Genomic DNA, 26,609 nt, shown 5'->3' with positions numbered 1-26,609 from the left:
GTCCAGTTCTTCGCCTTCGGATGGTCGTCACGCCTGTCACTGCGCCTCCCTGGCCAGCTGATCGGCGGCGGGTGTGGGGCCACCGCCCTTGTACGTCACCTGCCACAGAGCGGACTTGGGGTCCGACGTGAAGAAGCCGCGTCCGTAGTCGAGGACGTACAGCGTGCCGTCGGGGCCGAACTTCCAGTCCATGAGGTTCTTGATGCCGTCGTTGCCGACGGGAACGATCTTCTTCAACGACTCGGCGTGCACCGGGATGCCGCCCTGCCCGGCCGTCTTCGGGTCGAGGAGCACGGCGTGCCGCGGCTGGTCGGCGTCGTAGAAGTCGCCCACGAACCACTTGCCGTCCCAGTACGAGGGCCACTTGGTGTCACTCGCCGACGTGGCGTCGTACCGGTAGACCGGCCCGTCCATCGCCGCCTGACCGCCGCCCTTCAGCCACGGCAGCAGGAACGTCTGCTCCTCCGCCTTGTACGACGGGACGCCGGCGGCGTTGCGCGGGAAGTCCGGGCCGCCGCCCTGGGGCGAGTACCAGATGGTGTTCGAGGTGACCGGCGGGAGGTTGACCAGCCCGTCGTTGTTGGGCGACTCGTTCTTCGGCTTGTCGCAGTCGTACCAGCCGAGCGGCTGCGTCGGGTCGGGCAGGTTGCGGTCCCGGTAGGGCTGCTTGTTGCCCATGCAGTACGGCCAGCCGTGGTTGCCCGGCTTGGTGATCGCGGCGAACGTGTCGTACTTCGCCGGCCCCCAGGTCGTCGACGGCGCCGAGGCGTCCGGGCCCACCCAGCCCGCGTACAGGGTGTCGGTCTTCTTGTCGACGGAGATGCGCGCCGGGTTCCGGACGCCCATCACGTAGATCTCGCCGCGGGTCTTGCCGCCGCCCTCGGCGGTCTCCTTGCCGGTGAAGAGGTTCCCCTCGGGCAGGGTGTACGTGCCGTCCTGTTCCGGGTGGATGCGCAGGATCTTGCCGTTGAGGTTGTTGGTGTTGCCCGCCGTGCGGCGCGCGTCCGCGAAGGAGACGCCCTTGTAGTTCGGCTGCGGATTGTTGCCCGAGTAACCGCTGCTGAAGCCACTGGAGTTGTTGTCACCGGTCGCGACGTACAGGTTGCCCGTCGAGTCCCACGCCATGCCGCCGCCCGAGTGGCAGCAGCTGTGGATCTGGACCGGCCACTTCAGCAAAACCTTCTCGCTGCTCATGTCCAGCTTGCCCGTGGTCGAGCTGAGGGTGAACCGGGAGACGTAGCGCTCGGCCATCCGCGTGTCACGGTTGATCCGGGAGTGGGGTGTGTAGTGCAGGTACACCCAGCCGTTCTCCTCGAACCGGGGGTCCAGTTCGATGCCGAGCAGACCCTCCTCGACCTTGATCAGCTCGTCGCCGCCGCCCTTGTTGCCGAAGACGTTGAGCGTGCCGGTCAGTGTGACCTTCTTGGTCTTCGGGTCGTAGACGTGGATCTCGCCCTTGCCCTTGCCGATGTCCGGGTTGTTCCAGTCCGTGACGACCGGCTGCGAGGAGTCGGCGCCACCACGGCCGATGTAGAACACCCGCCCGTCGGGCGCGGTGACCAGGCCGTGCGGCTCACCGATCTGGTCGTTGAGGCCCGGCTGGTTGGGCTGGGTCAGCCGCTCCGCCTTGTAGTTGGCGTTGATCGTCGCCTTGCAGTCGGCCCGCGCGATCCGGGTCGTCCACATCAGCGCGCCGCGCAGATGGGCACGGAAGTCCGTCTCGTCGTACGAGGAGACCGTGCCGCCCATGCCGGTGTAGAAGGAGCGGCCGCCGTCGTAGTCGCGGCACCAGGACACCGGATGGTCCGCGCCGTTCCTGCTGTCGCCCGGCTGGTACGTCGACTCGCGGACGCGCGCCACCGTGTGCACGTCGCCGGACGGGTTCTTGACCCAGTTCAGCCACTGGTCGGGGCGCTTCCACTGGAGCGGGAGGTCCTTGGTGGCCGGGTGCTGCCGGTCGCCGGTCTCCACGGTCGCCCGCTGCACGGTGGTCGGGCTGCCGGCCGCCGGGCGGGCGCCGACCAGACCGGTGAACCAGTCCGAGTACGGCTCGGCGCGGGCCGCGTCGTGGATGCCGAGGAAGCCGCCGCCCGCCTCCATGTAGGCCTCCAGACCGGCTTCCTGCTCCGGTTCGAGGACGTCTCCGCCGCCGGTCAGGAAGACCACGGCGTTGAAGCGGCCGAGCTTCGTCTCGTTGGTGAAGACCGAAGCGTCGTCCGTCGCCGTCACGTTGAAGCGTTGCGCGGCGGGGCCCGACAGGCCGATGTCCTCGATCGCCTCGATACCGGCGTTCACGACGGGCGACTCCTCGCCACCCGCCGCGGACCCGTGGAAGATCAGCACCCTTACGTTGGCGCCGCCGGGCGGCGACTTGACGGACATCGTTGTCAGCGCCGGATCGGGCGCAGGGCGCGCGCTCGCGGACGGGCCCGAAAGCACCCCCGCCGTCACGGCTCCGGCGGCCAGCGCCGCAGCCCATCCCCTGCGTCTCCGTCTGCGGTCGGCTTTGCTCAACCCTCGTACAGCCAAGGGCTCTTGATGCGGTGTGCGCCGCATGTGGTCACCCATCCCTCGTCGGTCACAGCATCAGCGCCAAGGAAGCTAGACCTTTTCGCGCAACTCGCCAATAGCTATGACCGGGATGGCACGAACTTTGTCCTGGGTGTGGATAAACGCGGAAGGTGCCACTACCGTCTCCCCCGTTCGTCTCTGTCACTCGGTTCCGTCAATCGCGTCGACTGCGTTGCAGGTTGGGAGAGTTCGGCATGAGCACCACGGACGACATGGACAGACGGGGCTTCAGCCGGCGGATGGTGATGGGCGGGGCCGCCGTCGCCACGGTCGCGACATCGTTGTCGCTCGTCGGCGCGCAGGACGCGACATCCGCCGACAGCCCGGTCCGGACCGCTCCCGCGGGCGGCGAGGTGAAGCGCGTCAAGCTCTACATGGAGAAGCTCGCCGACGGACAGATGGGCTATGGCCTCGCCAAGGGCGAGGCCACGATCCCCGGCCCGCTCATCGAACTCAACGAGGGCGACACGCTGCACATCGAGGTCGAGAACACGATGGACGTGGCGGCGAGCCTGCACGTCCACGGCATGGACTACGAGGTCTCCAGCGACGGCACGAAACTGAGCAGATCCCACGTGGAGCCCGGCGCGACCCGTATGTACACCTGGCGCACCCACGCCCCGGGCCGCCGCAAGGACGGCACCTGGCGTGCGGGCAGCGCGGGTTACTGGCATTACCACGACCATGTCGTCGGCACCGAGCACGGCACGATCGGTGTCCGCAAGGGCCTCTACGGGCCGGTGATCGTCCGCCGCAAGGGCGACATCCTCCCCGACAAGACCCACACGATCGTCTTCAACGACATGACGATCAACAACAGGCCCGGCCACCAGAGCCCCAACTTCGAAGCCACGGTGGGGGACCGCGTCGAGTTCGTGATGATCACGCACGGCGAGTACTACCACACGTTCCACGTGCACGGTCACCGCTGGGCCGACAACCGCACGGGGCTGCTGACCGGCCCCGACGACCCGAGTCAGGTCATCGACAACAAGATCGTGGGACCCGCCGACTCGTTCGGCTTCCAGGTGATCGCCGGGGAGGGCGTCGGGGCCGGTGCGTGGATGTACCACTGCCACGTCCAGAGCCATTCCGACATGGGGATGGCGGGGCTGTTCCTCGTGAAGAAGACGGACGGGACGATTCCGGGGTACGAGCCGCACGAGCACTGAGCGCCGTGCGGGCCGGGTGTGTTCCGGGCGCGCGGACGTGGCGGCAGGGCGGGCTCGGGCCGGGTCCGTCCATGCACGGCCTCGCGCCTTTCCCGGGGCTCCTTCGGGTGCTCCTGTCGGCCGACGGGATCCGGGTCGGCCCTCGCGCGGGCGGGGGCAGGACGAACGCCCGAGGGCGTCGAGAACCCGGACGTGCCTACGGGTCCGGTCGCCACGGAACCGGGTTCTCACCGCCCGGTGACGCCGGGCAGGGCGGTTTTCCAGGGACTTCCCGATCGGGAGCGCTCTCAACGCGGGTTCGACGAGGGCTATCCTGATCGGCAACACCGCCCTGAGGAGCCCCGAGGTGACCGAGCAGTCGACACAGCCACGCCCGACGCTGGAGGCAGTGGCGGCCCGGGCCGGAGTGTCCCGGGCCACCGCGTCCCGTGTCGTCAACGGTGGTGAGGGCGTGCGTGAGCCCCTGGTCGAGCGGGTCAGGCGCGCCGTCGAAGAGCTCGGTTACGTCCCGAACCAGGCCGCGCGCAGCCTCGTCACCCGACGGCACGACGCGGTCGCCGTGGTGATCGCCGAACCGGAGACACGGGTCTTCGCCGACCCCTTCTTCGCCCTGCAGCTCCGGGGCATCAGCAAGGAGCTGACGGCGCACGACTCACAGCTCGTGCTGCTGCTCACGGAGGGGCGCGACGACCACGCCCGCGTCGGGCGCTACCTCGCCGGCGGCCATGTCGACGGCGCGCTCGTCTTCTCGCTGCACCTCGACGACCCGCTGCCGGGCCTGATCCACGGGGTGCCGACCGTGTACGGGGGGCGCCCCGGCTGGGCCGGCGGTTCGCGCGGTGCCGTCTACGTCGACTGCGACAACAGAGGTGGTGCCCGTGAGGCGGTCCGGCACCTCGTCGGGCTCGGACGCGGGCGCGTCGCCCACATCACCGGTGCCCTCGACCAGACCTCGGCGGTCGACCGGCTCGACGGCTTTCGTGACGTCATGGTGGACGCGGACCCGAAACTGATCGCGGAGGGCGACTTCACCCCGGCGGGCGGCGAACGCGCCATGCGGGAACTCCTCGACCGCTGCCCCGACCTGGACGCCGTGTTCGCCGCCAACGACCTCACGGCGGCGGGCGCCCTGCGCGTCCTGCGTGAGCGGGGGCGGCGGGTGCCGGAGGACGTGGCCGTGATCGGCTTCGACGACATGCTCCCGGTCAGCGAATCGGCCGACCCACCCCTCACGACGGTCCGTCAGGACATCGAGGGGATGGGCCGGCTGATGGCACGCCTGCTGCTGCGCGGGCTGGACCGGACCGTTTCCGAGGCGACCTCCGGCGGATTGGCGGGAGCGCCGTCCAGCGTCGTCCTGCCGACGACACTGGTCAGACGGGCCTCGGCGTAAGCCGCTCGGCCGCGCAGTTCCGGTACGCCCCGTTGAGGCGCGCGGGGAACTGCGCGTCCAGCCGCGGCGGATCCGCGGTCGGAATGCTGCTGGCCCTGCGGGGCGGAAGCCGCCGTCGAGGGGCGCGCGGAACTGTGCGCCCAGCCACGGCGGATCCGCAGTCGGAATGCTGCAGGCCCAGCGGAGCGCCTACGCTCCGACCGTCACCGTGAAGCGGCGCGGGTTGCCGTCGTGGGCCGCCCCCGACACGTCGGGCTGGCCGTCCGGGCGTACGTCGTCGTACGGGAAGGCGTACCCGATGGGCGAGTTGGCGTGCACGACACGCGCCCAGTGGTTGGTGACGGTGCCCTTGTAGTAGTCGGACGTGGTCGTCCCGTTGGGCTGGCTGGGGTGCGAGAGCATGATCGAGCGGTTGAAGCTGGCTGCGAGGCGTGCGAGGAGCGCCTTCTTGTCGTCGGGATCGCCAGGGTTGTTGGCGAACGGACCGTGGTTGCAGGTGAAGATGTCCTTCGACGTGGGTTTGCCGAAGGTGTGACCACCGGTGAAGGTGAGCGTGTCGCCGCTGACACGACCGGTGCGCACGCCCCGGCCGCCCTGGAGGTCGATCCTCAGGTCGGTGGAGCGGTACTTCGCCCAGACCTGGTCGATGTAACTGTTCCAGAGGTTGCGGAAGGGCATCTCGGCGGGCCGGTCGAAGTACGGGGCCATCAGGTTCTGCGGGGAGATCACGCGCAGTACGGAGCCGTTGTTGCCCCGGATCACCAGTTTGTCCCAGGGCTGACCGTCGCGGGCCGCCTGCGCGGTGAGGTCCGCGGCGATCCTGTCGACGGCACCGTTGGGCAGCGGGGCGACCGTGTGCGTGGTGTCGCCCTCCAGGGTGAGCCCGATGGGCAGCGCGGTGACCAGGTCGACGTAACTGATGTTGGCGTACAACTGCTGGGTGTTGAACGTGAACTCGCAGAACGACCAGGTCTTGCCGTAGTTCGAGTCGGCGGGCGTGGCGAACGCAGGCTCGACCAGCGCGGGGCCCGGGTTGAGGAAGAAGTTGAGGGTGCTGTCGCGCACGAAGTAGACGCGGGCGCCGAACATCTGAGGGAGCGTCAACACCCTCGGGGCTGAACCCGCGACGCCGAGCGGGATGGCGCAGTCGACGGGCAGTGGTGTCTGCGGCGCCGGCGGGGAGGTGGGCCGGTACACGCTGCCGTCGGCGCGCAGCAGCAGCCAGTTGCCCGTCGACAGTTCGTGTCCGGTGACGTACGCGCGGACCGTACCGGGCAACGAGGCGTTCTTGAGCGCGAGTTGACACGTGGCGGGAGCGGCCTCGGCCGCCGGGCTGAGAGCGCTTCCCCAGACGGGGTAACTGGCGGCTGTGGTGACGGCCGCGGCTCCGGTCAGGAACGTTCTGCGTGAGATCACGGAGGTCTCCTGGGAGTGTGGGGGAGGCAGGGACGGGCCGATGTGTGGGGCATCGACCCCCTGCGGAGCACCACTGTCCCCAGGGGGAGTTGAAGCGTCAAGGGTTATGACTGGGAGCGCTCTCAAAATATTCGTGTGTTCAGAAGTTGACGATGGATCGGGCAGGTGGTCGGCCACGGACGTGCGGGTGGCTTCGGTTCGGTCCGCGCTCGTCGGGCCGGGGGTCGCCGGCGCGGGGGCGGAGTCTCGACGGCGGGGATCCGCCACTGGAGCCGGACCGCGCCCGGAACCGAGACCCGCCCGGAACCGAGGCCCGGCCCCGAACCGCTCTGCCTGTCGGTCGGCCTCGGTGGATGTGCGTCGGCCGACGGTTGTCAGCCGACCAGGGGAAACGGGGCAGGCCAGGTCGACCCATCCGTCCACCGCGATGAAACGGCCCTCAGCCGATCACGTCGGACGTCGGCGCGGCGCGGCGCGGGGCGACCAAGACGGTCCTCGGTCGACCGGGACGGGGCCCTCGACCGGCCTCGGCGACCGTCAGCCCTGCGCCGGATCGCTCTTGATCACCGCGAAACGTGCCCCGTACGGGTCGGCGAGCTTCGCCACCCGCCCGACGCCACTCACGGATGTGGCGGGCATGCGGACCGTACCGCCCAGTTCCTGGGCCTTCGCGGCCACCGCGTCCGTGTCCGTGGCCTCGAAGTGCGGCAGCCAGTAGGGCTCCGCCCCCTGCTCCGTCGGATCGTCGGCCAGCGGGACGACACCGCCGAACATGGCGTCCTCGCCGCCCTCGGACGGGTTGATGCACGTATAGGTGCCGCCGGGGAACGAGACGGCCGAGGTCTCCAGGCCCAGCACGGAGTTGTAGAACGCGGCCGCCGCCGCGATGTCCGGTGTGTAGAGCTCGACCCAGCACAGGGAGCCCGGGGCGCCGGCCACGTCGATGCCCTGGAGCGTGCCCGGCTGCCAGATGCCGAAGGAGACGCCCGCCCTGTCGGCGAGGATCGTCATACGGCCCTTGTCCATGACGTCGTCGGGCGGCAGCAGGACGCTGCCCCCGGCCTGCTCGGCCGCCTTGGCCGTCGCGTCGGAGTCCGGGCTCCGGAAGAAGACGCCCCATGACGGCGGGCCCTGCTCCGGGGTGGTCTGCATGCCGCCCGCCACGGTCTTTCCGGCCAGCTGGAAGAAGCCGTAACCGCCGGAATCCGGTCCCGCCGACCGGAAGTCCCAGCCGAAGAGAGCGTGGTAGAAGGATGCGGCGCCGTCGATGTCGCGGGTGCCGAGGTCGACCCAGTTAGGGGCGCCGGTGACGAAGCGGGTGGTGAGCATGTTGCCCTCCCTTGAGGGGTCCCGTTGCCTGCACTGCCGAGTCTCGCACCGCCCACTGACAACCGCTGCCGGAGCGCCGGTGTGGTCCCGGCGCGGCCAGCGGTCACTCACCGTGATGGAACGTCCTGCCGGGAAGAAGGGCTCCAAGCGGGGCGGGCGCGTCGCATGCGGCAAGCGGGAGCTGCACGAAATCCGCCGCCGGGTCGTCGGTGGCTGTATCAGGACTGCCGGTCTCGGTGCCGGGGACGGGCCGGGCCGTTGTCCGTGCCGGAGGCGGGCGGCTTCGGGAATCCGCTGCGGTCGAGCCGCGCGCCGCCGTGCGCCCGCTTGTCGCCCGGGGCATCGTGAGGTTCCGCGGTGCGGGCCCCGGGCCCGCGCTTCGCGCTCTGGATCGAGGGCCGGCCCCGTCGTCCAGGAAGGCGTCGGGCGGCCGTTGAGCCGGCGTTGATCGAACGTTTTTCGGCGCCCGGCACGATCGCCGGCATGCACAACGACACCGTCATCGCGCCCGACCTCTCCTGGCAGGAGCAGGCACTGTGCGCACAGACCGGATCCGACTTCTTCTTTCCCGAGCCGGGCAGCTCCGTGCGTGAGGCGAAGCGGATCTGCGGAATGTGCGAGATGCGCTCCGCGTGCCTCGAGTACGCGCTCGCCCACGACGAACGCTTCGGCGTCTGGGGCGGCCTGTCCGAGAAGGAGCGGCTGGGGCTGCGACGCGTAGAGCACTAGGCCGTGTTTTAGAACGGGCTGGTCTGCCGAGTTGGCTGTCCGGGGAAGTCGCGGGCGGCCAGCCAAATGATGAGGTCGCCTGCGATCCGGCCGATGCTGGTGTCAGTGGTGACCTCGTGTTCGCGGCGGGCGGTGTCGCGGCGGACGGTCTCGTAGCCGCCTTCGTCGAGGACGGCCACGGAGGCGAACCAGGCGGGGTCGTCCTGGTCGGGCTGGATGACGACGAACGTGTTGTCCGCGTCGTTCAGTTCGCTGATGAGGTCGAACAGGGCGTCCTCGGACGGGTCGTCGATGTGATGGCCGTTCTCGCTGTCGGCGCAGTAGTACTCAGCCGCCATTGGTCCGCTGTCTCCCTTGTGCCGACGTGCTGCGGGTTGCCGCCGCCAGGATGGCATGCGGTGCGGAAGCGCCAAGTCACAGCCATTCGTTGATGGCGGCGATGTGGACGGTGGCCTCGAAGCGGACGGCGAGCTTGTCGAACCGGGTGGCCACCGCCCGATTGCGCTTGAGCCGGTTGATGCCGCACTCGACCGCGTGCCGGGCCTTGTAGTCCTCGCGGTCGAAGGCCGGCGGTCGCCCGCCGTTGCTGCCGCGGCGTCTGCGATGGCCGGCCTGATCGGCCGGTTCCGGGATGGTGGCCCGGATCCCGCGTCGGCGTAAGTAGGCGCGGTTGGCGCGCGATGAGTACGCCTTGTCACCACGGACCCGCAGCGGCCGTCTGCGCGGTCGCCCCGCGCCGAGCCGGGGCACACGGATGCCTTCCAGTACGGCCACGAACTGCGGGCTGTCACCCCGCTGCCCTGCCGTGACCAGCAACGACAAGGGCCGTTGGCCTTGTTCGCACGCCAGATGAATCTTGGTGGTCAGACCGCCTCGAGACCGGCCGAGTGCGTGATCGTCCGGCTCGGCGACGATCCCGCCGGGCGGCTCCTTCTGAGTCTTCCCGTCCCGGCGGGCGCCGGCCGCGTGCTGGTGAGCCCGGCAGACCGTGGAGTCGACATTCACCTCCCACGTGATCAGCCCGCCGGCATCGGCCCTGGCCTGCAGCCCGCTCAGTACTGCTGCCCAGACACCGGTGCGTTGCCAGCGACGGAACAGCCCGTAGACCGTCTGCCACGGCCCGTACTGACCCGGCAGGTCCCGCCATGGGGCACCAGTCCGTACCCGCCAGCGGATCCCATCGATCAGCCTCCGCCGGCATGCTGACGGCCTGCCGACCTGCGCGACGGGCAACAGCGGTTCCAGCACTGCCCACTGCTCATCCGAGAGATCCCCACGTCCCACACCGAGATCATCACGGCATCAGGCGCGGCAACAAACCCCGTTCTAAAACACGGCCTAGGCCCTGTCGTCACCTTGCCGTCGTCCGCCCGAAGGGCGGGCCAGGCGTCGCCCGGCAGACGGGAAGGTGACGACAGGACCTAGAGGCCGTGCACCGGGTCGGTCGCATCGGGAAATCCAGCGCGCGTGGCTGCCTCGGCGGGCACAATCCAGCGCATGGTCCTCGCACCGCGGCAACAGGCCGAGAGTCTGCTGAACGCCCTCGATCCGCTGCCGTATCCGCTGCGAATGCGTGAACTCGCTTCCAGGGTGCGGGAGTTGGACGAGCCGCGCCCGCTCCTGGAGGAGCTCGAAGCGCGCGGACACCATGGGCGGGGGCTCGCGGTCGTCGCGGCGGCGATCTGTCGGGACGCCGAGTGGATCGGGGTACGGATCGCCGATCCGGACTCGTTCGTGCGCGGACACGCGCTGCGCGTGGCCGACTGCCTCCACGTGCCCGACTCCGCCTACGAGTCGGCGCTCGCAGACGCCCCCGAGACGGTACGCCGGGATCTGCTGCGTGCCGTGGTGGCCGGGCGGCGCACCGCGCTGGCGGACCGGCTCGTCGACCCGCTGCGGGACGAGTGGGGTGACGAGGAGGCGGCGCGGCTGCTGCCGGGATGCTCGCCCGGCACGGTGGCCCGCTTGCTGCCCTCGCTCTTCCACGCCGTGCGGGGATGGACGTCGCTCGGCGCACGGCACGCCGGAACCCTGCTGGACGTGGTGGAAGGCGAGTTGGCCGCACTGCCCCCGTCGCTGCGTGATACCTGGTGGGAGCGGTTCGGGCGGGCCGTGACGGTCACCGTGCCGAGCGAGCCGTTGCGTGCGCTGGAGCTCGTCGAGCGTTTCACCGCCGCCCGGCTCCCGCCCGAACTCCACGACCGGCTGGGGGCGTTCGCGGCCGTCGCTCCGGAACGGGTGCTCCGGCTTCTCCTGGCGGGCGACGGCCTCTCGTCCGGCGCCGTGCGCAATCGTCCACTGCTGCGCGCACTGGCACGGTCCCGGACCGCGGAACTCACCGAGCTCGGCAGGGAACTGGCCGCTTCGGGCGATCTCGCCGCCCTTCTCACGGCACTGCCCCCGGCCCGGCGCCACGCCTTCTACCTCGACGCGATGGCCGGCCGGGGCCCGCGGGACGCCACGGTCGACGCCGTCGTCCTTGACGCCCTGCCGCGCAGTCGCGTCGCCGAGGAGGCGCGACGGATGGCCGCCGCGGCACGCGAACGCGGCGCGGCCTGGGACACCGTCCTGCTCGCCGAGTCCTACCTGCCCGTCGCCCAGGTGCGCGAGCGCCTCGTCGAGGCGACCCGCCGCACTGCCGCCGAAGAGCGGTCCCTGGCCTGGCCGTTGCTCATCGGCAACGCCGCCCGCTCCGGCGACCCCGGGGCCGTCACCTCCGTACTGGCGGAGTCCGCCCGGCTCCGCAACGAGCAGGACCCGGTGCGCGGGCCGGCCCTGCGGGCCTTGTCCCGTATCCCGCCCGCCCTGTTCACCGAGGACGCCGCACCGCACCTCGACGGGATCGTCGCCGACGCCGTCGACGCCCGTGACTCCTCGCCGGGAACCCGGCACCACCTCAGCGAACTCGCCGTGTCCGTGCTCCGGCAGCATGCCGCGGGCGGATCGAGGGAGTTGGTCAACTGGGCGCTGCGCACGCTCGTACGGATCTCCGGCAACACCGGCGGCGCCGACCTGGGCCGCCTCGACGGGACCCTGCGCCGGGGGCAGGAGCACCAGGTGTACGAGGCGCTGCGGCCGTGGATCGAGGCCGGGGCCGAGAAGGCCGACTACAGCCTCGCCTTCGCGCTGGCCCGGGCCGTGGGACGGCGCGCCGCCGCGATGACCGACCTGCAGGAACTGCTGTGGCAGGCCGTCCGGTTCGGCAACGACGCGACCGTACGCAAGGCCGTTGAGCTGTGGCTGGACCCGCCTCGCACCCGGGACGAGCGGGTCGCGCGCGTCCTCGCGCTCGAACCGTCCGCGGGCGCCCTGTGGCCCGTCCTGGCCGTGGTCACCCGCCGCCGCACCGACCTTCTCGACGTCCTCCTCGCGGACACCCCGCCGTACGGGCGCTTCCTCACGAGGGGCAGCCCGTGGACCGTGCCCGTGAGCGGTGACGTGCACCGCTGGCTGCCGCGTCAGCAGGACGCCGTCGCCCGGCGGTCGGCCGAGTCGGCCGCCGACGCCGGACTGCCGGCGTACGCCCGGGCGGCCGCCATCGAGCAGGCCGCGCGCGTGCCCGGCCGGGGCGCCGCACTCGTCCGGCGCTGGACCGGTTCGCGTAACACCGTGCTCGCGGAGGCCGCGCTCGGCGCGCTCGCCCACACCGACCGGCCCGGTGACGCGCTCCCCGAACTGCTCGCGCACGCCGGTGACGACCGGGCGCGAGTCGCCGTCCACGCGGCCTCGCGGGCGTCCCGGCACGTGGCGCCGTCACACCTGGCGGCAAAGCTGCGCGAGGTGCTGTCCGCCCCCGACGCCAAGGTGACCAGCCGCAAGGAGGCCGTCCGCCTGGTCGCGGCCCGGCTCCCGGCCACGGTGGCCGCACGCCTCCTCGCCGAGGTGTACCGACGGCCGGGCGCGCACCTCGACGTCCGGGCAGCGTGCGTCGCCTCCGCGGGACCTCTGCTCACCGAGGAACCGGTGTGGGCACTCCTGCCCGACGCCGCCGGGGCCGAACCCGTTCTCCGGGCCGCCGTGCTGCGCGTCCAGCCCCTCGACCTGCCGGAACGCCGTCGTGAGCGTTATGCCCGGCTCGTACGGGACGTCTCCGTGACCGACGACCCGCCGACGGCCGCCCTCGCCTTTGCCGCCCTGGCCCGCTGGGCGCCCTGGTCCGGCGACGCGCCCACCGTCCTCGCCCTGGCCACGGCGGACCTGTCGAACCGCGCGAGCTGGCGGGCCGCGGCCCACGGTCTCGTGGTCGCGGCGACCGGCTCGGACAGAGGAGCCGGAGGAGTGCGGGAGGCCCTGTACGCACTGGCGGAGGCCGAGACGGCCGCGGCGCGGGCCGAGGGCGCGGACCACGCGTACGAGGGCGGGGGAGCGGAGGGCGGCCCTCTTCGCTGCGGCGCCGACGCCGACGCCGCGCTGGTCGATGCCGAGTCCCGTCGGGACCGGCCCGCCCGGCAACGGGTCGACCACCTCGTCGTAGGCCTGGCGGACCAGGCCGTGACGGCCGCCGGGCCCGTACGAGCCGCGGCCCTCGCGGCCGCCGAGCTGCTGGCGCGGTACGACGGCTTCGTACCGCAGGCTGCCGCGGTCACGGCGGCCCACCTCGACCTGGAAGCGGACGCGGAGGCACTGGAAACGGCCCTCGCACGACTGGCCGCGCTGACGGACGGGCGACCGGCCCTCGCGGCCAGGACCGCCTCGGAACTGGCCGGCCGGCTGCTCCGCGGGCCGCACGAGGGCGACCCCAAGACCCTGCTGGGCGCCGCCCGCCGGCTCACCGCGCACGGAGGTCACGGCGAGGGGCTGCTCGCCGTGGCCCTCACGGGGGCGCTCGGTGCCCGGACGGACTGGGGGTCGCCGTGGCGTGTGCAGCTGAACGCACTGCGCCGCCACCCGATGGCCGACGTCCGCGACGCGGCGCTGGCCCAGGTGACGGCGTACGAGTGAGACGTGCCCCGGTTCAGGCGTGCACGCCGGAGCCGGGGCCGCACATCACGCGGAGGCGGCGCGGGCCGCCATGCGGGCCTTGCGGGCCGCGAGCTTCTCGTCGAACTTCGAGGCCTCGGCGTCCAGGCCGCCCATGTAGAGGCCGAGCTCCTCCTGCGCCTTGAGGCCCTCGGGGCCCAGGCCGTCGATCTGCAGGACCCTGAGGTGGCGGAGCACCGGCATCAGCACGTCGTCGTGGTGGATCCGCATGTTGTAGACCTCGCCGATCGCCATCTGCGCGGCGGCGCGCTCGAAGCCGGGCATGCCGTGTCCGGGCATCCGGAACTGGACGATGACGTCCCGCACGGCCTGCATGGTCAGGTCGGGGGCGAGCTCGAACGCGGCCTTGAGCAGGTTGCGGTAGAAGACCATGTGCAGGTTCTCGTCGGTGGCGATGCGCGCCAGCATCCGGTCACAGACGGGGTCGCCCGACTGGTGGCCGGTGTTGCGGTGCGAGACGCGGGTCGCGAGCTCCTGGAAGGCGACGTACGCGACCGAGTGGAGCATCGAGTGGCGGTTGTCCGACTCGAAGCCCTCGCTCATGTGCTGCATACGGAACGCTTCGAGCTGGTCCGGGTCCACGGCCCGCGACGCGAGCAGGTAGTCGCGCATCACGATGCCGTGGCGGCCCTCTTCCGCGGTCCAGCGGTGCACCCAGGTGCCCCAGGCGCCGTCGCGGCCGAAGAGGGAAGCGATTTCGTGGTGGTAGCTGGGCAGGTTGTCCTCGGTGAGGAGGTTCACGACCAGCGCGATGCGGCCGAGCTCGGTGACCTTGGACTGCTCCTTGTCCCAGGCCTCGCCGTCCTCGAAGACGCCGGGGAAGTTACGGGCGTCGGACCAGGGCACGTACTCGTGCGGCATCCAGTCCTTGGCGACCTTCAGGTGACGGTTGAGTTCGGTCTCCACCACTTCTTCCAGCGCGAACAGCAGCCGTGCGTCGGTCCAGTCGGAGGACGGGCTGTTGAGATGGGGAGAAGTGATCGTCACGGGGACTCCAGAGGGGACGTCAGTACTGAGCGTTCACACAACCTACGGCATCGTAGGCTACGTATCCGTAGGTTACGATGCCGTAGGTTAAGCGCGCCGTAAAGAGCCCTGATCAGCGACGATCTCCCCGAAGATCATTCCTGTTCGCATGCGGAGGGTATCCGTCCGGCGGAACCCCAGGTCCCGGGGCCGTCGGAGCACCCCGCCCGGTGCTCACGCGTAGAGCTCCCGCAGCCGGACCGAGAGGCATGTCACACAGCCCTCGATCTTCTCGAACTCGCTGATGTCGACGAGCACCGGCTCGTGGCCGAGGCCGGCGAACAGTTCCGCGGTCTTGGGAGCGCTCGCCGCCATCAGGAGCTTCCCGCCGCCGAGCAGGACGACGTGCGATCCGGCCTCCTCCGGCACCGCCAGGAAGCGCGGGAACAGTGACGGCGTGTCCACCAGCGGCTCGTGCCCGACGACCGTGCCGTCCGGCAGAGCGGTGACGGCCGACTTCAGGTGCAGCACCTTGCTCACCGGTACGGCGACGACACGGGCCCCGAGCGGCTCGAACGCGGCCCGCAGCTGCTGGACCCCGGCGGCGTTGGTCCGTCCGCCGAGACCCACGTAGATCGTGTCGCCGACCTTCAGGACGTCGCCGCCGTCGAGCGTGCCCGGCTCCCACACCCAGTTCACCGAGCAGCCGAGCCGGGCCACCGCCTCCTCGACCCCGGCGGTCTCGCCGCGCCGGGACTCCGCGCCCGGGCGGCCGATCAGCGCCACGTTGCGGAAGACGACCACCGCGTCCTCCACGAACACGGAGTCCGGGCAGTCGTCCGCGGGCTCCACCTCGACCGTCTCCCAGCCGTGCGTCCGCAGCGCCTGCGCGTACGCCTCCCACTGCTCGGCCGCCAGCTCGACGTCGACCGCCGTCCGTTCGATGTGCGTGACGAGACCTTCGGCCAGGCGGGGGCCGGGGCGGCGGATGAGGGCCTTCTGGCTGGGCACGTGCGGGTCTCCGTCTCGGCAGGGTGCGTCCCGCACATCATGCAACCCGCACCGGAGTCACAACAGCCCCCCGGCCACCGGCCCCCACCGGGCCTCGCGGGGCGCAAGCGCTTGCCGCAGCCCTAGCCGACATACCGCCGGAGGTGCTCCGCCGTGAACGACCCCCGTGCCTCCAGCAGCTGCCCGGGCGTCCCCTCGAAGACGACCCGGCCGCCGTCCCTGCCGCCGTCGGGACCGAGGTCGACGACCCAGTCGGCGTGGGCGACGACATCGAGGTGATGTTCGACGACCACGACGGTGTTGCCCGCGTCGACCAGCCGGTCGAGCAGGGAGAGCAGCCCGTCGACGTCCGACATGTGCAGGCCGGTCGTCGGCTCGTCGAGGACGTACACCGCCCCGGTCCGGTGGAGCCGCGTCGCGAGTTTGATGCGCTGCCGTTCCCCGCCGGAGAGCGTCGACAGGGGCTGACCGAGCGTCAGATAGGTGAGGCCCACGTCCCGCAGGGCTCGCAGCCTGCGGCGCACCCCGGCGTCCTCGAAGAAGCCGAGCGCCTGATCGGCCGTCATCTCCAGTACGTCCACGATGGAGTTGCCGCCCACGGTCAGCCGCAGCACCTCGTCCTTGAAGCGCCGCCCCTCGCAGTCGGGGCAGGTCGTCGTCACCGGATCCATGAACGCGAGATCGGTGTGGCTGACCCCGCGGCCCTGGCATGTCCCGCACGCTCCATCGGAGTTGAAGCTGAACAGTCCCGGCTCGACCCCGGTCTCCCGCGCGAAGACCTTCCGTACGGTGTCCATCACGCCGAGGTAGGTGGCCGGCGTCGACCGCGCCGAGATGCCGATGGACGACTGGTCGACCACCACGGCGTCCGGGTACGCGGCCGTGAACTCCTTCGACACGAGCGTGCTCTTTCCCGACCCGGCGACGCCGGTCACCGCGGTCAGTACACCCGTCGGGAACTCCACCGTGACGTTCCGCAGGTTGTGCAGGTCCGCGCCCTTCACCCGGAGCCCGCCGGTGGCGGCCCGCGGCTCCGGCTTCACCCGCGGGCGGCGGTTCAGGCAGCGGCCGGTCAGGGTGTCGGCCGAGGCCAGCTCGCGGGGCGTCCCCTCGAACACCACCCGGCCGCCGTCGGCCCCCGCCCGGGGCCCCATGTCCACCACGTGGTCGGCGAGGGCGATGACGTCGGGGTCGTGCTCGACGACGAGCACGGTGTTCCCCTTGTCCCGCAGCCGCAGCAGCAGGTCCCCGAGCCGCCCGACGTCACGCGGGTGCAGCCCGACGCTCGGCTCGTCGAAGATGTACGTCATCCCGGTCAGGCTCGACCCGAGATGCCGCACCATCTTCAGCCGCTGCCCCTCCCCGCCGGACAGCGTCGAGGTCTCCCGGTCCAGGCTCAGGTAGCCGAGCCCGATCGCCTCGATGCGCTCCAGCGAGGCCACGGCCGCCGCCGCGACCGGTGTGGCGACCGGGTCGTCGATGTCCCGCAGGACCGGGATCAGGTCGCTGACCTGCATCCGGGTGCAGTCCGCGATGGACAGGCCCGGCCGCCCGGCCGCCCCGTTGCCGATCCGGGTGGCGAGCGCCGCCCCGTTCAGCCGCGCACCCCGGCAGCCCGGGCACAGCCCCTCCGTCATGTAGCCCCGCACCTGGTCCCGTGTCTTCTGGCTGAGCGCGGACACGTCCCGCTTGAGATACAGCCGCTCGAAGCGGTCGGCGAGCCCTTCGTAGTCGGTGCTCCAGGTACCGCCCGAACCACTGATGGTGACCTTGCTTCCGGAGCGCCCGCGCAGCAGGAACTCCCGCTCGGCCGCGGTGAACTCGCCCACCGGCTTGTGCGGGTCCAGCTCGGTGGTGTTCGTGTACCCCTGCCCCTGCCAGGTCCCCGCGGTGAACGGCGGGAAGAGGATCGCGCCGTCCGCCAGGGACCGGGCCGGGTCCAGGATGCGGTCCCAGTCGGGCCGGACGGTGCGCCCGAGGCCGTCGCAGTCGGGGCACATGCCCGTCGGATCGTTGAACGAGTACGCGGTGGCCGGGCCCGCGCTCGGGGTGCCGTGCCGCGAGAACAGGACGCGGATCACCGAGTACACGTCCGTCATCGTGCCCACGGTCGACCGGGAGTGGCCGCCGACCGGCTTCTGGTCGACGACGATCGCGGGCGAGAGGTCCTCGATGGCCTCCGCGTGCGGCCGCTCGTACTTCGGCAGCCGGTTGCGGACGAACCAGGTGAACGTCTCGTTGAGCTGGCGCTGCGACTCGACCGCGATCGTGTCGAAGACGACCGACGACTTGCCCGAACCCGACACCCCGGTGAAGACGGTGAGCCGGCCCTTCGGGATGCGCAGGGTCACATCCCGAAGGTTGTTCTCACGGGCCCCGACGACGTGGATGAACGAGTGAGTACCGGGAACGGGCTGGTCAGAGGTGGTGACGGGCGGACGTGTGCGGGTGGTGGACTGACTCATACGGCCGAAGCTAGCCGGGATACCCGACAGCTTCCGGCGTGATTTCCTTCAGTTCTCCTTCCAGCAGCAGCCAGCGCGTGATGCCGATCGACTCCAGGAACGGCACGTCGTGACTGGCGACGATCAGCGCCCCCTCGTACGACTCCAGAGCCGTGGTGAGCTGCCGCACGCTCGCCATGTCGAGGTTGTTGGTCGGCTCGTCGAGCATCAGGAGCTGCGGTGCGGGCTCGGCGAGCATCAGTGCGGCCAGCGCCGCCCGGAAGCGTTCGCCGCCGGAGAGCGTCGCCGCCGTCTGGTCGGCCCGCGCGCCCCGGAACAGGAAGCGGGCCAGTCGCGCCCGGATCCGGTTGTTGGTGGCGCCGGGAGAGAACCGGGCCACGTTCTCGGCGACCGTCAGCTCGTCGTCCAGCACGTCGAGCCGCTGGGGCAGGAAACGCAGGGGCACATGGGCGTGTGCTTCCCCGGAGACCGGTGCCAGCTCCCCGGCGATCGTTCGCAGCAGGGTCGTCTTGCCCGATCCGTTGCGCCCGATCAGCGCGACCCGCTCGGGCCCGCGCAGATCGAGGTTGCCCGCCACGCCCGCGCCGTACGCCGGCTGCAGGTCCTGGAGGGTCAGTACGGTACGGCCGGGGGGTACGGCCGTGTACGGCAGGTCGACGCGGATCTCGTCGTCGTCCCGCACCGCCTCCACGGCCTCGTCGAGCCGCTCCTTGGCACCGGCGAGTTTCTCCTCGTGCATGATGCGGTGCTTGCCCGCGGACTCCTGGGCCGAGCGTTTGCGCGCACCCATCACGATCTTCGGCTCACGCTTCTGCTCGAACATCTTCTGGCCGTACCGCTTGCGACGGGCCAGCTTGACCTGTGCGTCGGCCAGTTCGCGCTTCTGCTTCTTCAGATCGGACTCGGCGACGCGCACCATGCGCTCGGCAGCGTCCTGTTCGGTGGCGAGCGCCTCCTCGTACGCCGAGAGGTTGCCGCCGTACCAGGCGACCTCACCGGAGCGCAGGTCGGCGATCTGGTCGACCAGGTCCAGGAGTTCACGGTCGTGGCTGACCACGACCAGGACGCCGGACCAGGCCTCGACGGCCGCGTACAGGCGCCGGCGCGCGTACAGGTCGAGGTTGTTGGTGGGCTCGTCCAGGAGGAGCACGTCCGGCCGGCGCAGCAGCAGCGCCGCCAGGCGCAGCAGGACCGACTCGCCGCCCGAGACCTCGCCGATGGTGCGGTCCAGCCCGATGTGGCCGAGGCCGAGTTCACCGAGCGTCGCCACGGCACGCTCCTCGACGTCCCAGTCGTCGCCCACGACGTCGAAGTGCTCCGTGGACGGGTCGCCGGCCTCGATGGCGTGCAGCGCGGCGCGCTGGGCGGCGATGTCCAGCACCTCGTCGACCCGCAGCCCGGTGTCGAGGGTGACGTTCTGCGGAAGCCGCCCGACCTCGCCGGCGACACGGACGGTGCCCTCGGCCGGGGTGAGCTGCCCCGCGATCAGCTTCAACAGGGTCGACTTCCCTGAGCCGTTGACCCCGACGAGCCCGGTCCTGCCGGGACCGAACGCCACCTGGAGATCCTCGAAGACGGGAGTGCCGTCGGGCCAGGCGAAGGAGAGGGAGGTGCAGGTGATGGAAGTGGGGGAAGTAGACATACAGGCCTCACGATGCTTGATGCGGTCAGGGGCGACGCGTATCGAGACACCGGGAGGCGACGACGGCCGAAAGGACTGACGCAGTCCTCAGGACATCCTCGGAACAGGGGAAAGGCCCTGTTCCGCGGGACGGCTCGGATTCGAGGTCGCACGCTGCGCACACACGGATGACACGTGTGGCGCGGTGTCTCATGACCTCAGACGAGCAACGTCCTTCTCCGTTCGGCGGCAACAGAACCGCTTCAAACCGTAGGAGGGGTCCGTGCGGCTGTCAACGAATTAACGTGACCCCCGTCCCCGACCGCTGTAAGGAGACCCCGTGCCCAACGGTCCGCTCTCGCTGCCCGCCCGTCTCTACCTGCTGGCCTGGGACACCACGAAGCTCAAGGTCACCGGCGCCGCCCACCTCCCGCACCTGGTCCGGGCCGGCGCCCTCACCGAGCTGGCGCAGCGAGGGCTGCTCGCCGACGCCGACGGCATCGCGACGCCCACGGATCCCGACGGCCGGACCGGGGACCCGGTCCTCGACGGGCTCCTGGAACTCGTCGAGGAGTCCCGGCCGCACCGGTGGAAGACCTGGGTCTCGCTGCGGGCCCGCATCACGCTGGACGCCGTACAGGCGCAGCTCGCCGCGGGCGGGTACCTGCGCGCCGACAAGACCCGGGTGCTCGGTGTGTTCCCGACCGTGGAGTACGGCATCGACCGGGTCGCCGTCGTGGACGGGCTGCGTGCGGAGGCACGGCTGGTTCTGGAGGGTCCGCTGCCCGTGGGCGAGGTCTCCGAACGGGACGCGGCGCTCGTCGCCCTCGCCGCCGCGGCAGAGCTGCGCACGCTGCTGTCGGGCAGGGAGCGGCGGCAGTACGAGGAGCGCGTCCGGGCCCTGGCCGAACGCAGTGGGCCGGCCACTCCGGCTCTGAAGCAGGCGGTCCAGGAGGTGCGTTCGGCGGTGGTCGGGTCGATGGCGACCGCCGGGGTGTCCGGGAACTGAGCCGAGGACCGGTCGTGGCCGGGGCTCGGCACATGGCGTGAAGGGCCCGCTCGACGGGACGGCGAGCCCGGCGCCCCGTCCGTCACGGGGCTGTCCTCGCTGTCCTCGCTGGGCTTCGCCCGCATCGTGGTGGGACGTCGTCCGGCGTCCGCCGCGCCGACCGGTCGGCATCGCGCGGGCAGCGCTCGCACCGGTCCGCCGTGCCGCGCGGGAGCTGCTGGGCACGAGGACGTACGAGCCGTGGGTCCTGGGAATGGCTGGTGTGCGGTTTCGGCCACGGCGAACCACTCGACGCCCGCTGGAGAAGGCGCGTCGACCGCTCAGTCGAAGGGGGACGGCCGAGGAGCGTCCACCGGGGAGCGTCCGCCGGGGGTTGCTTCCCGAAGCGTCAGCAGGAGTCCCGCAGCAGTTCGGTGAGCTCGTGGTCCAGATCCTGGTACAGGTGCTCCAGACCGACGGGCACCAACTCCGTCGAACTCTCCAGGAAGTGCCGCAGCTCGCCCGCGCGCACATGGATCACGGCGGTGCCCTCCGGGGCGTGGAACTCAAGGACGATGCGGTCGTAGCCGTACGGCCGCACGCGCACGTCCCCGTGCCCCACCTCCTCCTCCAGCCCCGAGGCGAGCAGCTCGCGGGCGAACGTCCAGCACACCTCCACGCCTTCCAGCGTGGACGGGGCCGGGAAGGACATGCGGACGGCGAAGGGATCGCGCGGATCGTAGCCGAGTGTGGCGGGAATGCTCGGCATCCGCGGCGCGGCGGCGACGAGGCGGGCCTCTACGGGCTGCTCGATGACGGTGGTGGACAACGCCTTGCTCCCTTGTGACGGACGGACGAACTGCGGACGGATGAGCCGGCACTTGTAGAGACGTCGGAACCGGCCGATCCGTGCCTGCGAAAACGCATGAAGTCCTAGTGACCTCCGTCACCGCCTTCAATCACGGGAGTGATCGTTGATTTCCGGAGTGGGCTCCGATGCCTCCCGGGGCATCTGGACGCGACCGGGGGAGTGGGCTAGCTTCGCCCGCCATGAGGGGCTTGGGGAAGACGCGACGAACGAGACGTACGGGACTCACGAGGCGCCTGCTGACGGTGGGAGTGTGCACGGCGGCTCTCGCGGCCGCTCTCACGGCTCCGGCGCAGGCACACGGACCGGGCGCCGGACACGGCCAGGGCGCCGGCCCGGTTGGCGGAAAACCGCCGCACTGGGACCTCAAGGACAGCGGCACGGACGCGCGCTTCCGCGGGCTCTCCGCCGTCAGCCGGAAGACCGCCTGGCTGGCCGGATCCAAGGGCACCGTGCTGCGCACCACCGACGGCGGCGCGAGCTGGCGGAACGTGTCGCCGCCCGGGGCCGCCGACTTGGAGTTCCGCGACGTCGAGGCCTTCGACGGGCGGCGCGCCGTAGTGCTGGCCATCGGCGAGGGTGAGGCGTCCAGGGTCCTGCGCACCGAGGACGGCGGCGCGACCTGGACCGAATCCTTCCGCAACACCGACGCCAAGGCCTTCTACGACTGCATGACCTTCTTCGACCGGCGCCACGGTCTGGCGATGAGCGACCCCGTCGACGGAAAGTTCCGCATCCTGTCGACCGGCGACGGCGGCCGCACCTGGAAGGTGCTGCCGAGCGACGGCATGCCCGCGGCCCAGGAGGGCGAGGCGGGGTTCGCGGCCAGTGGGCAATGCCTGGTCGCCTCGGGCCCGCGTGACGTGTGGATGGCCACCGGCGGCGCCGCACGCGCGCGCGTGCTGCACTCCGCCGACCGCGGTCTGACCTGGACGGCCGCCGACACCCCGATTCCGGCGGGAGATCCGGCGCGCGGAGTCTTCGCGCTGGCCTTCCGCGACCGCACGCACGGCATCGCGGTCGGCGGCGACTACCGCGCCGACCAGGCCTCACCCCGGGCGGCCGCGGTCAGCGGCGACGGCGGCCGCGGCTGGGCCTCGGCCAGCACGCCGCCGCCCGCCTACCGCTCCGGCGTCACCTGGCTCCCTTACAGCCGCACCTCCGCCCTCGCGGTCGGCCCCACCGGCACCGACCTCACCACGAACGGCGGACGGACCTGGCGCACGCTGGACACCGGCTCGTACGACACCGTGGACTGCACCCCCGACCTGGCCTGCTGGGCCTCCGGCGAGAAGGGCCGGGTGGCACGGCTGGAACGCTGACACGACGGCCGGACCGTCCGAGGTCGGCACGCGGCCTCGGACTCCGGCTGCCCCGGGGACTGGCCTAGGCTCGACCGCACCATGACGACCGTACGCATCCCCGCGGGCTGGCCCGCCACCGAAGACCAGGCCCGGGCCGTGCAGGACGAGTTGAGGACCCGGGTCGTCCTCGACGAACCCGGGCCACCGCCCGGCAGCGGTCACGTCACCGGGGTGGACGTGGCCTACGACGACGGGCGTGACCTCGTCGTGGCCGCGGCCGTCGTGCTCGACGCGGCGACGCTCGACGTGGTCGCCGAATCCACGGCCGTCGGCCGGGTGTCCTTCCCGTACGTTCCCGGGCTGCTCGCCTTCCGGGAGATCCCGGCGGTCCTGGCCGCGCTCGAAGCCCTGCCGTGCGCACCGGGCCTGGTGGTCTGCGACGGCTACGGGCTCGCCCATCCCCGCCGCTTCGGCCTGGCGAGCCACCTCGGCGTCCTCACCGGCCTCCCGACGATCGGGGTCGCCAAGAACCCCTTCACGTTCGCGTACGAGGAGCCGGGCGAGGCACGCGGATCGGCCTCCCCGCTGCTCGCGGGCGAGGAGGAGGTCGGCCGGGCCCTGCGCACCCAGGCGGGGATCAAGCCGGTGTTCGTGTCGGTCGGCCACCGGGTGACTCTGGACACCGCCTGCGCCCACACCCTCCAGCTCGCGCCGCGCTTCCGCCTCCCGGAGACGACCCGCCGGGCGGACGCCCTGTGCCGACGGGAGCTGAGGGCGGCCACCGGATGAGTACGGCTTCTGCGTACGGTTTCTGAGTACCTGTTCTGAGTATCCGTACGGATGCCGGGACCCCGGCATGATCGGCAGGCTGTGCCGCATGACGACGCACCGTGCTCCGAAGCCCGCCGCCGGCCCCAGCCAGCCCGTCGAGCGTGCCGTGATGGCCGCACTGGTCCTCGCGGTCCTCGCCGGGGTCGCCTGGATAGCCGGGATGATCTACACGGTCATGGGGTGGCAGCTCTGAGCAGTTCCGCGCGCCCGATGACGTCGGCCCGCGTGGCCGGCACCGTGCAGGCGTAGGCCCCGGCGATCGCGCCGAAGAGGCCGCACCGCTCGGGAGGTTCACCCGTCAGCCTGCCGAAGAGATAGCCCGCCGCGAAGGCGTCCCCGGCCCCGTTCGAGTCCACGACCGGCGCGGGCGGCGCGACGGCGGGGATGCGCGTCAGCTCGCCGTCGACCAGCTGGTACGCGCCCTCGGCCCCGGCGGTGGCGACGACCACCTCGGCCCGGCCCCGCTCGGCGATCCGCCGCATGGTCCTCTCCGGGTCCGTCAGCTCGGCCGCCGACAGGAAGACGACGTCGGCCTCCTGGGCGAACGCCTCGTGGTAGGCCTGTGTGCCGTCCCAGTTGTGCAGGTCGGTCGAGAGGGTGACTCCCGCCTCACGCAGGACCGGGAGGGCGTGGGCGCAGGGCCGGGTGATGGAGACGTGCGCGTGCCGGCTCCTCGAGGCGAGGTCCCGTACGGTCTCCGGGGGCAACCGGTCGTCGTCACGCGCGCGCGTGCTGTCGTACAGCGAGAGCCGCCGCCCGTCCGGGCCCACGAGGTTCACCGCCCGCTTGGTGCCGGCCGGCTGCGGAACCTCGGTGAGAGGGACGCCCCGGTCGTGGTGCAGGGCCCGCACCAGATCCCCCGCGTGATCCGCGCCGACCAGGTCGAGGTGATGTGTCCGCAGCCCCAGGGCGTGCAGCCCGAGCGCCACGAAGTCCCCGGTCTGCCCGGCCCGTGTCTCGATCGCGGGCACCATGTGGCTGTCCGCGCAGGGCAACGGCAACGCGGGCACGTACACGATGGTGTCGACCCCGGCGCCGCCGAGAACCAGGACATCGATCTCGCTGTTCAACAGTGATCCCTTACTGGTGAGGGTTCGGCCCGGTGCCCGGTGCCCGGTGCCCGGTGGCGGGTGGCGTGGCGGGTCCGGGGAACCGTGCGACCGGCCACGACGGGCCGCCCGGCGAGGGCCGTACGGCCCCGGCAGGGGCCTTACGGCGCGTCCCACGGCGAGGCATCACCGCGTCGCGGCCACCCGAAAGACGATCCCCGCCCCGCGAAGCCGCTCGATCAGCGAATCTCCCATGGCGACAGCCGTCGTCACCTGCCCGGACACCGGGGGAAGCTCGTCGAAGGCGAGGCACAGCGCGGACTCCGCCAGCATCTTCGCGGTGTCCCCGTAGCCGGGGTCGCCGCCCGAGACCTCGGTGAACACCCGCCGTCCGCCCCCCTCACCGACGAACCGCACCGAGAACCAGCTCTCCGCCCGCTTCTGCGCGCTCGGCCCGTCGCCGGGCTTCAGCCGGCCCGACAGCCACCGCCGCACCGGCGGCACCTGCGCCGCCGCGAAGACGGCGCCGGCCCCGGCCACCCCGCCCACCGCGAACGGCAGGGTCCTGACGGCCGCGTAGTGCCGGTAACGGAAGTCCGGCCCGTACCGTTCCAGCGCCCGCGCGGACCGCCGCACGATCTGTGCGTCGATGGTGGGCAGCGGCAGGGCCCACGCCCCCAGCTCCTTGGCGTACCGCGGAGCGCTCGGTGGAGCGGACGCCCGGCGGCCCACCACCCGCGGCTCGTGCCGCTTGCGGTCGCGCGCCGCGGCGACCATGTGCCGCCCGCGCGCGAACTGGTTGAGGGCGGAGGCGAAGGTGCCGCCCGAGAACATCCCCTCGGCCCGCACGAACCCGTCCACGGTCAGGGGCACGCCTTCGGGCAGCTGCCGCACGGTGAACCAGACGCCCAGGTCGTGGGGGACGGAGTCGAAGCCGGCGGCGTGCACCAGCCGCGCGCCCGTCTCCCGCGCGCGCGTGTCGTGCCGCACGTACATGAGGTCCACGAACTCGGGCTCTCCGCAGAGGTCCAGATAGTCGGTGCCGGCCTCCGCGCAGGCGGCCACCAGGTCCTTGCCGTACTCGAGGTAGGGGCCGACGGTCGTGGCCACCACGCGCGCGTGCTCGGCGAGTTCCCGCAAGGAGGCCGGATAGGCGACGTCGGCCCGGAGCACGGGCAGTTCCGCGCAGGCCGGGTCGATCGCCGCCAGGCGGTCCCGCAGCCGTTCCAGTTTCGCGGTGTCGCGCGCCGCGATCGCCCAGCGCAGCCCCTGGGGGGCGTGCGCGGCGAGATACTCCGCCGTGAGCGTTCCGACGAACCCCGTGGCTCCGAAGAGCACGATGTCGTACGCGCGCTCCGTCCTGTTCTGCCTGCTCATGGCACCTCTCAGCCGTTCAGCCCGCGCCGTTGTCGGTGGCTGAGGCTAGCGTGAGGTGCGAGGAGCCGAACCAGGACCCCGTCAGTGGGGCCGAAAGGGACCCGGAGGCAGTCGTGGCGCCGACGACGAACGACCTGAAGAAGTGGGAGAAAGTACGGGAGTTCGCCCTCGGGATGCCGGGAGCCACCGAGGAGTTCCCCTGGGGCGAGACCGTCGCGAAGGTGAGCAAGAAGGTCTTCGTCTTCCTCGGCGTCAGTGACGGCAGCTATCCGATGGGTGTCACCGTGAAGCTCAAGGACGAGGTGGCGCACGCCCACGCACTCTCGTCGCCGGGCGCGGAGCCCGCCGGGTACGGACTGGGCAAGGCGGGCTGGGTGCGCGTCCCGCTGGAGGAGAAGGGCGCCCCGGCCGCGGAGCTGCTGTGCGACTGGATCGAGGAGAGCTACCGCACCATCGCGCCGAAGAAGCTCATAGCGGAGCTCGACGCCCGCTGAGGCCCGCTCTTCCGACCGGTCTTCCCCCGGTCTCCGCCGGCCACC

The 26,609-nt window shown here is 71.6% G+C and carries 21 protein-coding genes; 9 read left to right on the top strand and 12 right to left on the bottom strand.

All coding sequences use genetic code 11. The features are described 5' to 3' along the window. Positions 1-36: 36 nt before the first annotated feature. Positions 37-2,556 (bottom strand): ThuA domain-containing protein, encoded by a 2,520-nt coding sequence (locus tag O1Q96_RS31770; protein WP_419586981.1) that lies wholly within the window; start codon positions 2,554-2,556, stop codon positions 37-39. A gap of 227 nt (positions 2,557-2,783) precedes the next feature. Between O1Q96_RS31770 and O1Q96_RS31765 the strand changes: the two genes are divergently transcribed. Both O1Q96_RS31765 and O1Q96_RS31760 read left to right on the top strand, forming a co-directional pair. Next, positions 2,784-3,743 (top strand): multicopper oxidase domain-containing protein, encoded by a 960-nt coding sequence (locus tag O1Q96_RS31765; RefSeq protein WP_269253805.1) that lies wholly within the window; start codon positions 2,784-2,786, stop codon positions 3,741-3,743. A gap of 346 nt (positions 3,744-4,089) precedes the next feature. Further along, positions 4,090-5,136: a LacI family DNA-binding transcriptional regulator gene (locus O1Q96_RS31760; RefSeq protein ID WP_269251427.1), complete on the top strand. Its 1,047-nt coding sequence runs from the start codon at positions 4,090-4,092 to the stop codon at positions 5,134-5,136. Between the two features lie 189 nt (positions 5,137-5,325). On the opposite strand, the gene O1Q96_RS31755 is transcribed toward O1Q96_RS31760, so the two are convergent. Both O1Q96_RS31755 and O1Q96_RS31750 read right to left on the bottom strand, forming a co-directional pair. After that, on the bottom strand, positions 5,326-6,552 hold the full coding sequence (locus O1Q96_RS31755; protein ID WP_269251426.1) for a glycoside hydrolase family 64 protein: 1,227 nt from the start codon (positions 6,550-6,552) through the stop codon (positions 5,326-5,328). Positions 6,553-7,089: 537 nt separating this feature from the next. Then, on the bottom strand, positions 7,090-7,881 hold the full coding sequence (locus tag O1Q96_RS31750; RefSeq protein ID WP_269251425.1) for a VOC family protein: 792 nt from the start codon (positions 7,879-7,881) through the stop codon (positions 7,090-7,092). Positions 7,882-8,325: 444 nt separating this feature from the next. Between O1Q96_RS31750 and O1Q96_RS31745 the strand changes: the two genes are divergently transcribed. Next, a complete protein-coding gene (locus O1Q96_RS31745) occupies positions 8,326-8,610 on the top strand; it encodes a WhiB family transcriptional regulator (RefSeq protein ID WP_269251424.1) in 285 nt (94 codons plus the stop codon). Between the two features lie 8 nt (positions 8,611-8,618). Here the strand turns inward: O1Q96_RS31745 and O1Q96_RS31740 are convergent, their stop codons facing one another. After that, the gene (locus tag O1Q96_RS31740; protein WP_269246333.1) at positions 8,619-8,948 is read right to left on the bottom strand and encodes a hypothetical protein; all 330 of its coding nucleotides are present in this window, start codon (positions 8,946-8,948) and stop codon (positions 8,619-8,621) included. Between the two features lie 76 nt (positions 8,949-9,024). Further along, entirely contained in the window at positions 9,025-9,894 is an 870-nt protein-coding gene (locus tag O1Q96_RS31735; RefSeq protein ID WP_269246334.1) for an IS5 family transposase, read from the bottom strand. Between the two features lie 213 nt (positions 9,895-10,107). Between O1Q96_RS31735 and O1Q96_RS31730 the strand changes: the two genes are divergently transcribed. Next, positions 10,108-13,551 carry a hypothetical protein gene (locus O1Q96_RS31730; RefSeq protein ID WP_269251423.1) on the top strand — a complete coding sequence of 1,148 codons (3,444 nt, stop codon included), beginning with the start codon at positions 10,108-10,110 and terminating at the stop codon, positions 13,549-13,551. A gap of 45 nt (positions 13,552-13,596) precedes the next feature. Here the strand turns inward: O1Q96_RS31730 and O1Q96_RS31725 are convergent, their stop codons facing one another. The 4 genes from O1Q96_RS31725 to O1Q96_RS31710 form a co-directional block, all read right to left on the bottom strand. Continuing rightward, positions 13,597-14,577, bottom strand: coding sequence for an acyl-ACP desaturase (locus tag O1Q96_RS31725; RefSeq protein WP_269251422.1), 981 nt, complete (start codon positions 14,575-14,577; stop codon positions 13,597-13,599). Between the two features lie 213 nt (positions 14,578-14,790). Then, positions 14,791-15,567 carry a dimethylargininase gene (gene ddaH / locus O1Q96_RS31720; RefSeq protein WP_269251421.1) on the bottom strand — a complete coding sequence of 259 codons (777 nt, stop codon included), beginning with the start codon at positions 15,565-15,567 and terminating at the stop codon, positions 14,791-14,793. Between the two features lie 122 nt (positions 15,568-15,689). After that, entirely contained in the window at positions 15,690-18,032 is a 2,343-nt protein-coding gene (locus O1Q96_RS31715) for an excinuclease ABC subunit UvrA (protein ID WP_269251420.1), read from the bottom strand. A 10-nt stretch (positions 18,033-18,042) separates the two neighbouring features. Beyond that, on the bottom strand, positions 18,043-19,674 hold the full coding sequence (locus O1Q96_RS31710; RefSeq protein WP_269251419.1) for an ABC-F family ATP-binding cassette domain-containing protein: 1,632 nt from the start codon (positions 19,672-19,674) through the stop codon (positions 18,043-18,045). Positions 19,675-19,993: 319 nt separating this feature from the next. Here O1Q96_RS31710 and O1Q96_RS31705 point away from each other — a divergent pair, with 319 nt between their 5' ends. Continuing rightward, on the top strand, positions 19,994-20,662 hold the full coding sequence (locus O1Q96_RS31705) for a GOLPH3/VPS74 family protein (protein WP_269251418.1): 669 nt from the start codon (positions 19,994-19,996) through the stop codon (positions 20,660-20,662). A 388-nt stretch (positions 20,663-21,050) separates the two neighbouring features. Here the strand turns inward: O1Q96_RS31705 and ssgD are convergent, their stop codons facing one another. Beyond that, positions 21,051-21,470 carry a spore wall synthesis regulator SsgD gene (gene ssgD, locus O1Q96_RS31700; RefSeq protein ID WP_469275069.1) on the bottom strand — a complete coding sequence of 140 codons (420 nt, stop codon included), beginning with the start codon at positions 21,468-21,470 and terminating at the stop codon, positions 21,051-21,053. Between the two features lie 221 nt (positions 21,471-21,691). Here ssgD and O1Q96_RS31695 point away from each other — a divergent pair, with 221 nt between their 5' ends. The 3 genes from O1Q96_RS31695 to mmpA all read left to right on the top strand — a co-directional run bounded on the left by O1Q96_RS31695 (position 21,692) and on the right by mmpA (position 23,837). After that, entirely contained in the window at positions 21,692-22,831 is a 1,140-nt protein-coding gene (locus O1Q96_RS31695; protein WP_419586980.1) for a YCF48-related protein, read from the top strand. A gap of 81 nt (positions 22,832-22,912) precedes the next feature. Next, positions 22,913-23,602: an endonuclease V gene (locus tag O1Q96_RS31690; protein WP_269251417.1), complete on the top strand. Its 690-nt coding sequence runs from the start codon at positions 22,913-22,915 to the stop codon at positions 23,600-23,602. Positions 23,603-23,690: 88 nt separating this feature from the next. After that, a complete protein-coding gene (gene mmpA, locus O1Q96_RS31685; protein ID WP_269253981.1) occupies positions 23,691-23,837 on the top strand; it encodes a morphogenic membrane protein MmpA in 147 nt (48 codons plus the stop codon). On the opposite strand, the gene O1Q96_RS31680 is transcribed toward mmpA, so the two are convergent. Together O1Q96_RS31680 and O1Q96_RS31675 are read right to left on the bottom strand one after the other, a co-directional pair. Next, positions 23,818-24,714 (bottom strand): adenosine kinase, encoded by an 897-nt coding sequence (locus O1Q96_RS31680; protein WP_269251416.1) that lies wholly within the window; start codon positions 24,712-24,714, stop codon positions 23,818-23,820. The genes mmpA and O1Q96_RS31680 overlap by 20 nt on opposite strands. 165 nt (positions 24,715-24,879) lie before the next feature. Continuing rightward, entirely contained in the window at positions 24,880-26,070 is a 1,191-nt protein-coding gene (locus O1Q96_RS31675) for a saccharopine dehydrogenase family protein (protein WP_269251415.1), read from the bottom strand. 173 nt (positions 26,071-26,243) lie between these two features. Here O1Q96_RS31675 and O1Q96_RS31670 point away from each other — a divergent pair, with 173 nt between their 5' ends. After that, entirely contained in the window at positions 26,244-26,564 is a 321-nt protein-coding gene (locus O1Q96_RS31670) for an MmcQ/YjbR family DNA-binding protein (protein WP_269253802.1), read from the top strand. The last annotated feature ends 45 nt before the right edge of the window (positions 26,565-26,609 follow it).

Origin of the sequence: Streptomyces aurantiacus, assembly GCF_027107535.1 — a bacterium.
Classification (GTDB): Bacteria; Actinomycetota; Actinomycetes; order Streptomycetales; family Streptomycetaceae; genus Streptomyces.
The sequence above is the reverse complement of the archived record's forward strand: the minus strand, read 5'-3'. Positions and strand labels throughout refer to the sequence as shown.

Excerpts from the sequence above, each read along its gene's own strand:
- O1Q96_RS31710 (WP_269251419.1), bottom strand. The coding sequence starts at position 19,674 with ATGTCTACTTCCCCCACTTCCATCACCTGCACCTCCCTCTCCTTCGCC.
- O1Q96_RS31740 (WP_269246333.1), bottom strand. The coding sequence starts at position 8,948 with ATGGCGGCTGAGTACTACTGCGCCGACAGCGAGAACGGCCATCACATC.
- O1Q96_RS31715 (WP_269251420.1), bottom strand. The coding sequence starts at position 18,032 with ATGAGTCAGTCCACCACCCGCACACGTCCGCCCGTCACCACCTCTGAC.
- O1Q96_RS31765 (WP_269253805.1), top strand. The coding sequence starts at position 2,784 with ATGGACAGACGGGGCTTCAGCCGGCGGATGGTGATGGGCGGGGCCGCC.
- mmpA (WP_269253981.1), top strand. The coding sequence starts at position 23,691 with ATGACGACGCACCGTGCTCCGAAGCCCGCCGCCGGCCCCAGCCAGCCC.
- O1Q96_RS31675 (WP_269251415.1), bottom strand. The coding sequence starts at position 26,070 with ATGAGCAGGCAGAACAGGACGGAGCGCGCGTACGACATCGTGCTCTTC.
- O1Q96_RS31730 (WP_269251423.1), top strand. The coding sequence starts at position 10,108 with ATGGTCCTCGCACCGCGGCAACAGGCCGAGAGTCTGCTGAACGCCCTC.
- O1Q96_RS31670 (WP_269253802.1), top strand. The coding sequence starts at position 26,244 with ATGCCGGGAGCCACCGAGGAGTTCCCCTGGGGCGAGACCGTCGCGAAG.
- O1Q96_RS31695 (WP_419586980.1), top strand. The coding sequence starts at position 21,692 with ATGAGGGGCTTGGGGAAGACGCGACGAACGAGACGTACGGGACTCACG.
- O1Q96_RS31750 (WP_269251425.1), bottom strand. The coding sequence starts at position 7,881 with ATGCTCACCACCCGCTTCGTCACCGGCGCCCCTAACTGGGTCGACCTC.
- O1Q96_RS31770 (WP_419586981.1), bottom strand. The coding sequence starts at position 2,556 with ATGCGGCGCACACCGCATCAAGAGCCCTTGGCTGTACGAGGGTTGAGC.
- O1Q96_RS31690 (WP_269251417.1), top strand. The coding sequence starts at position 22,913 with ATGACGACCGTACGCATCCCCGCGGGCTGGCCCGCCACCGAAGACCAG.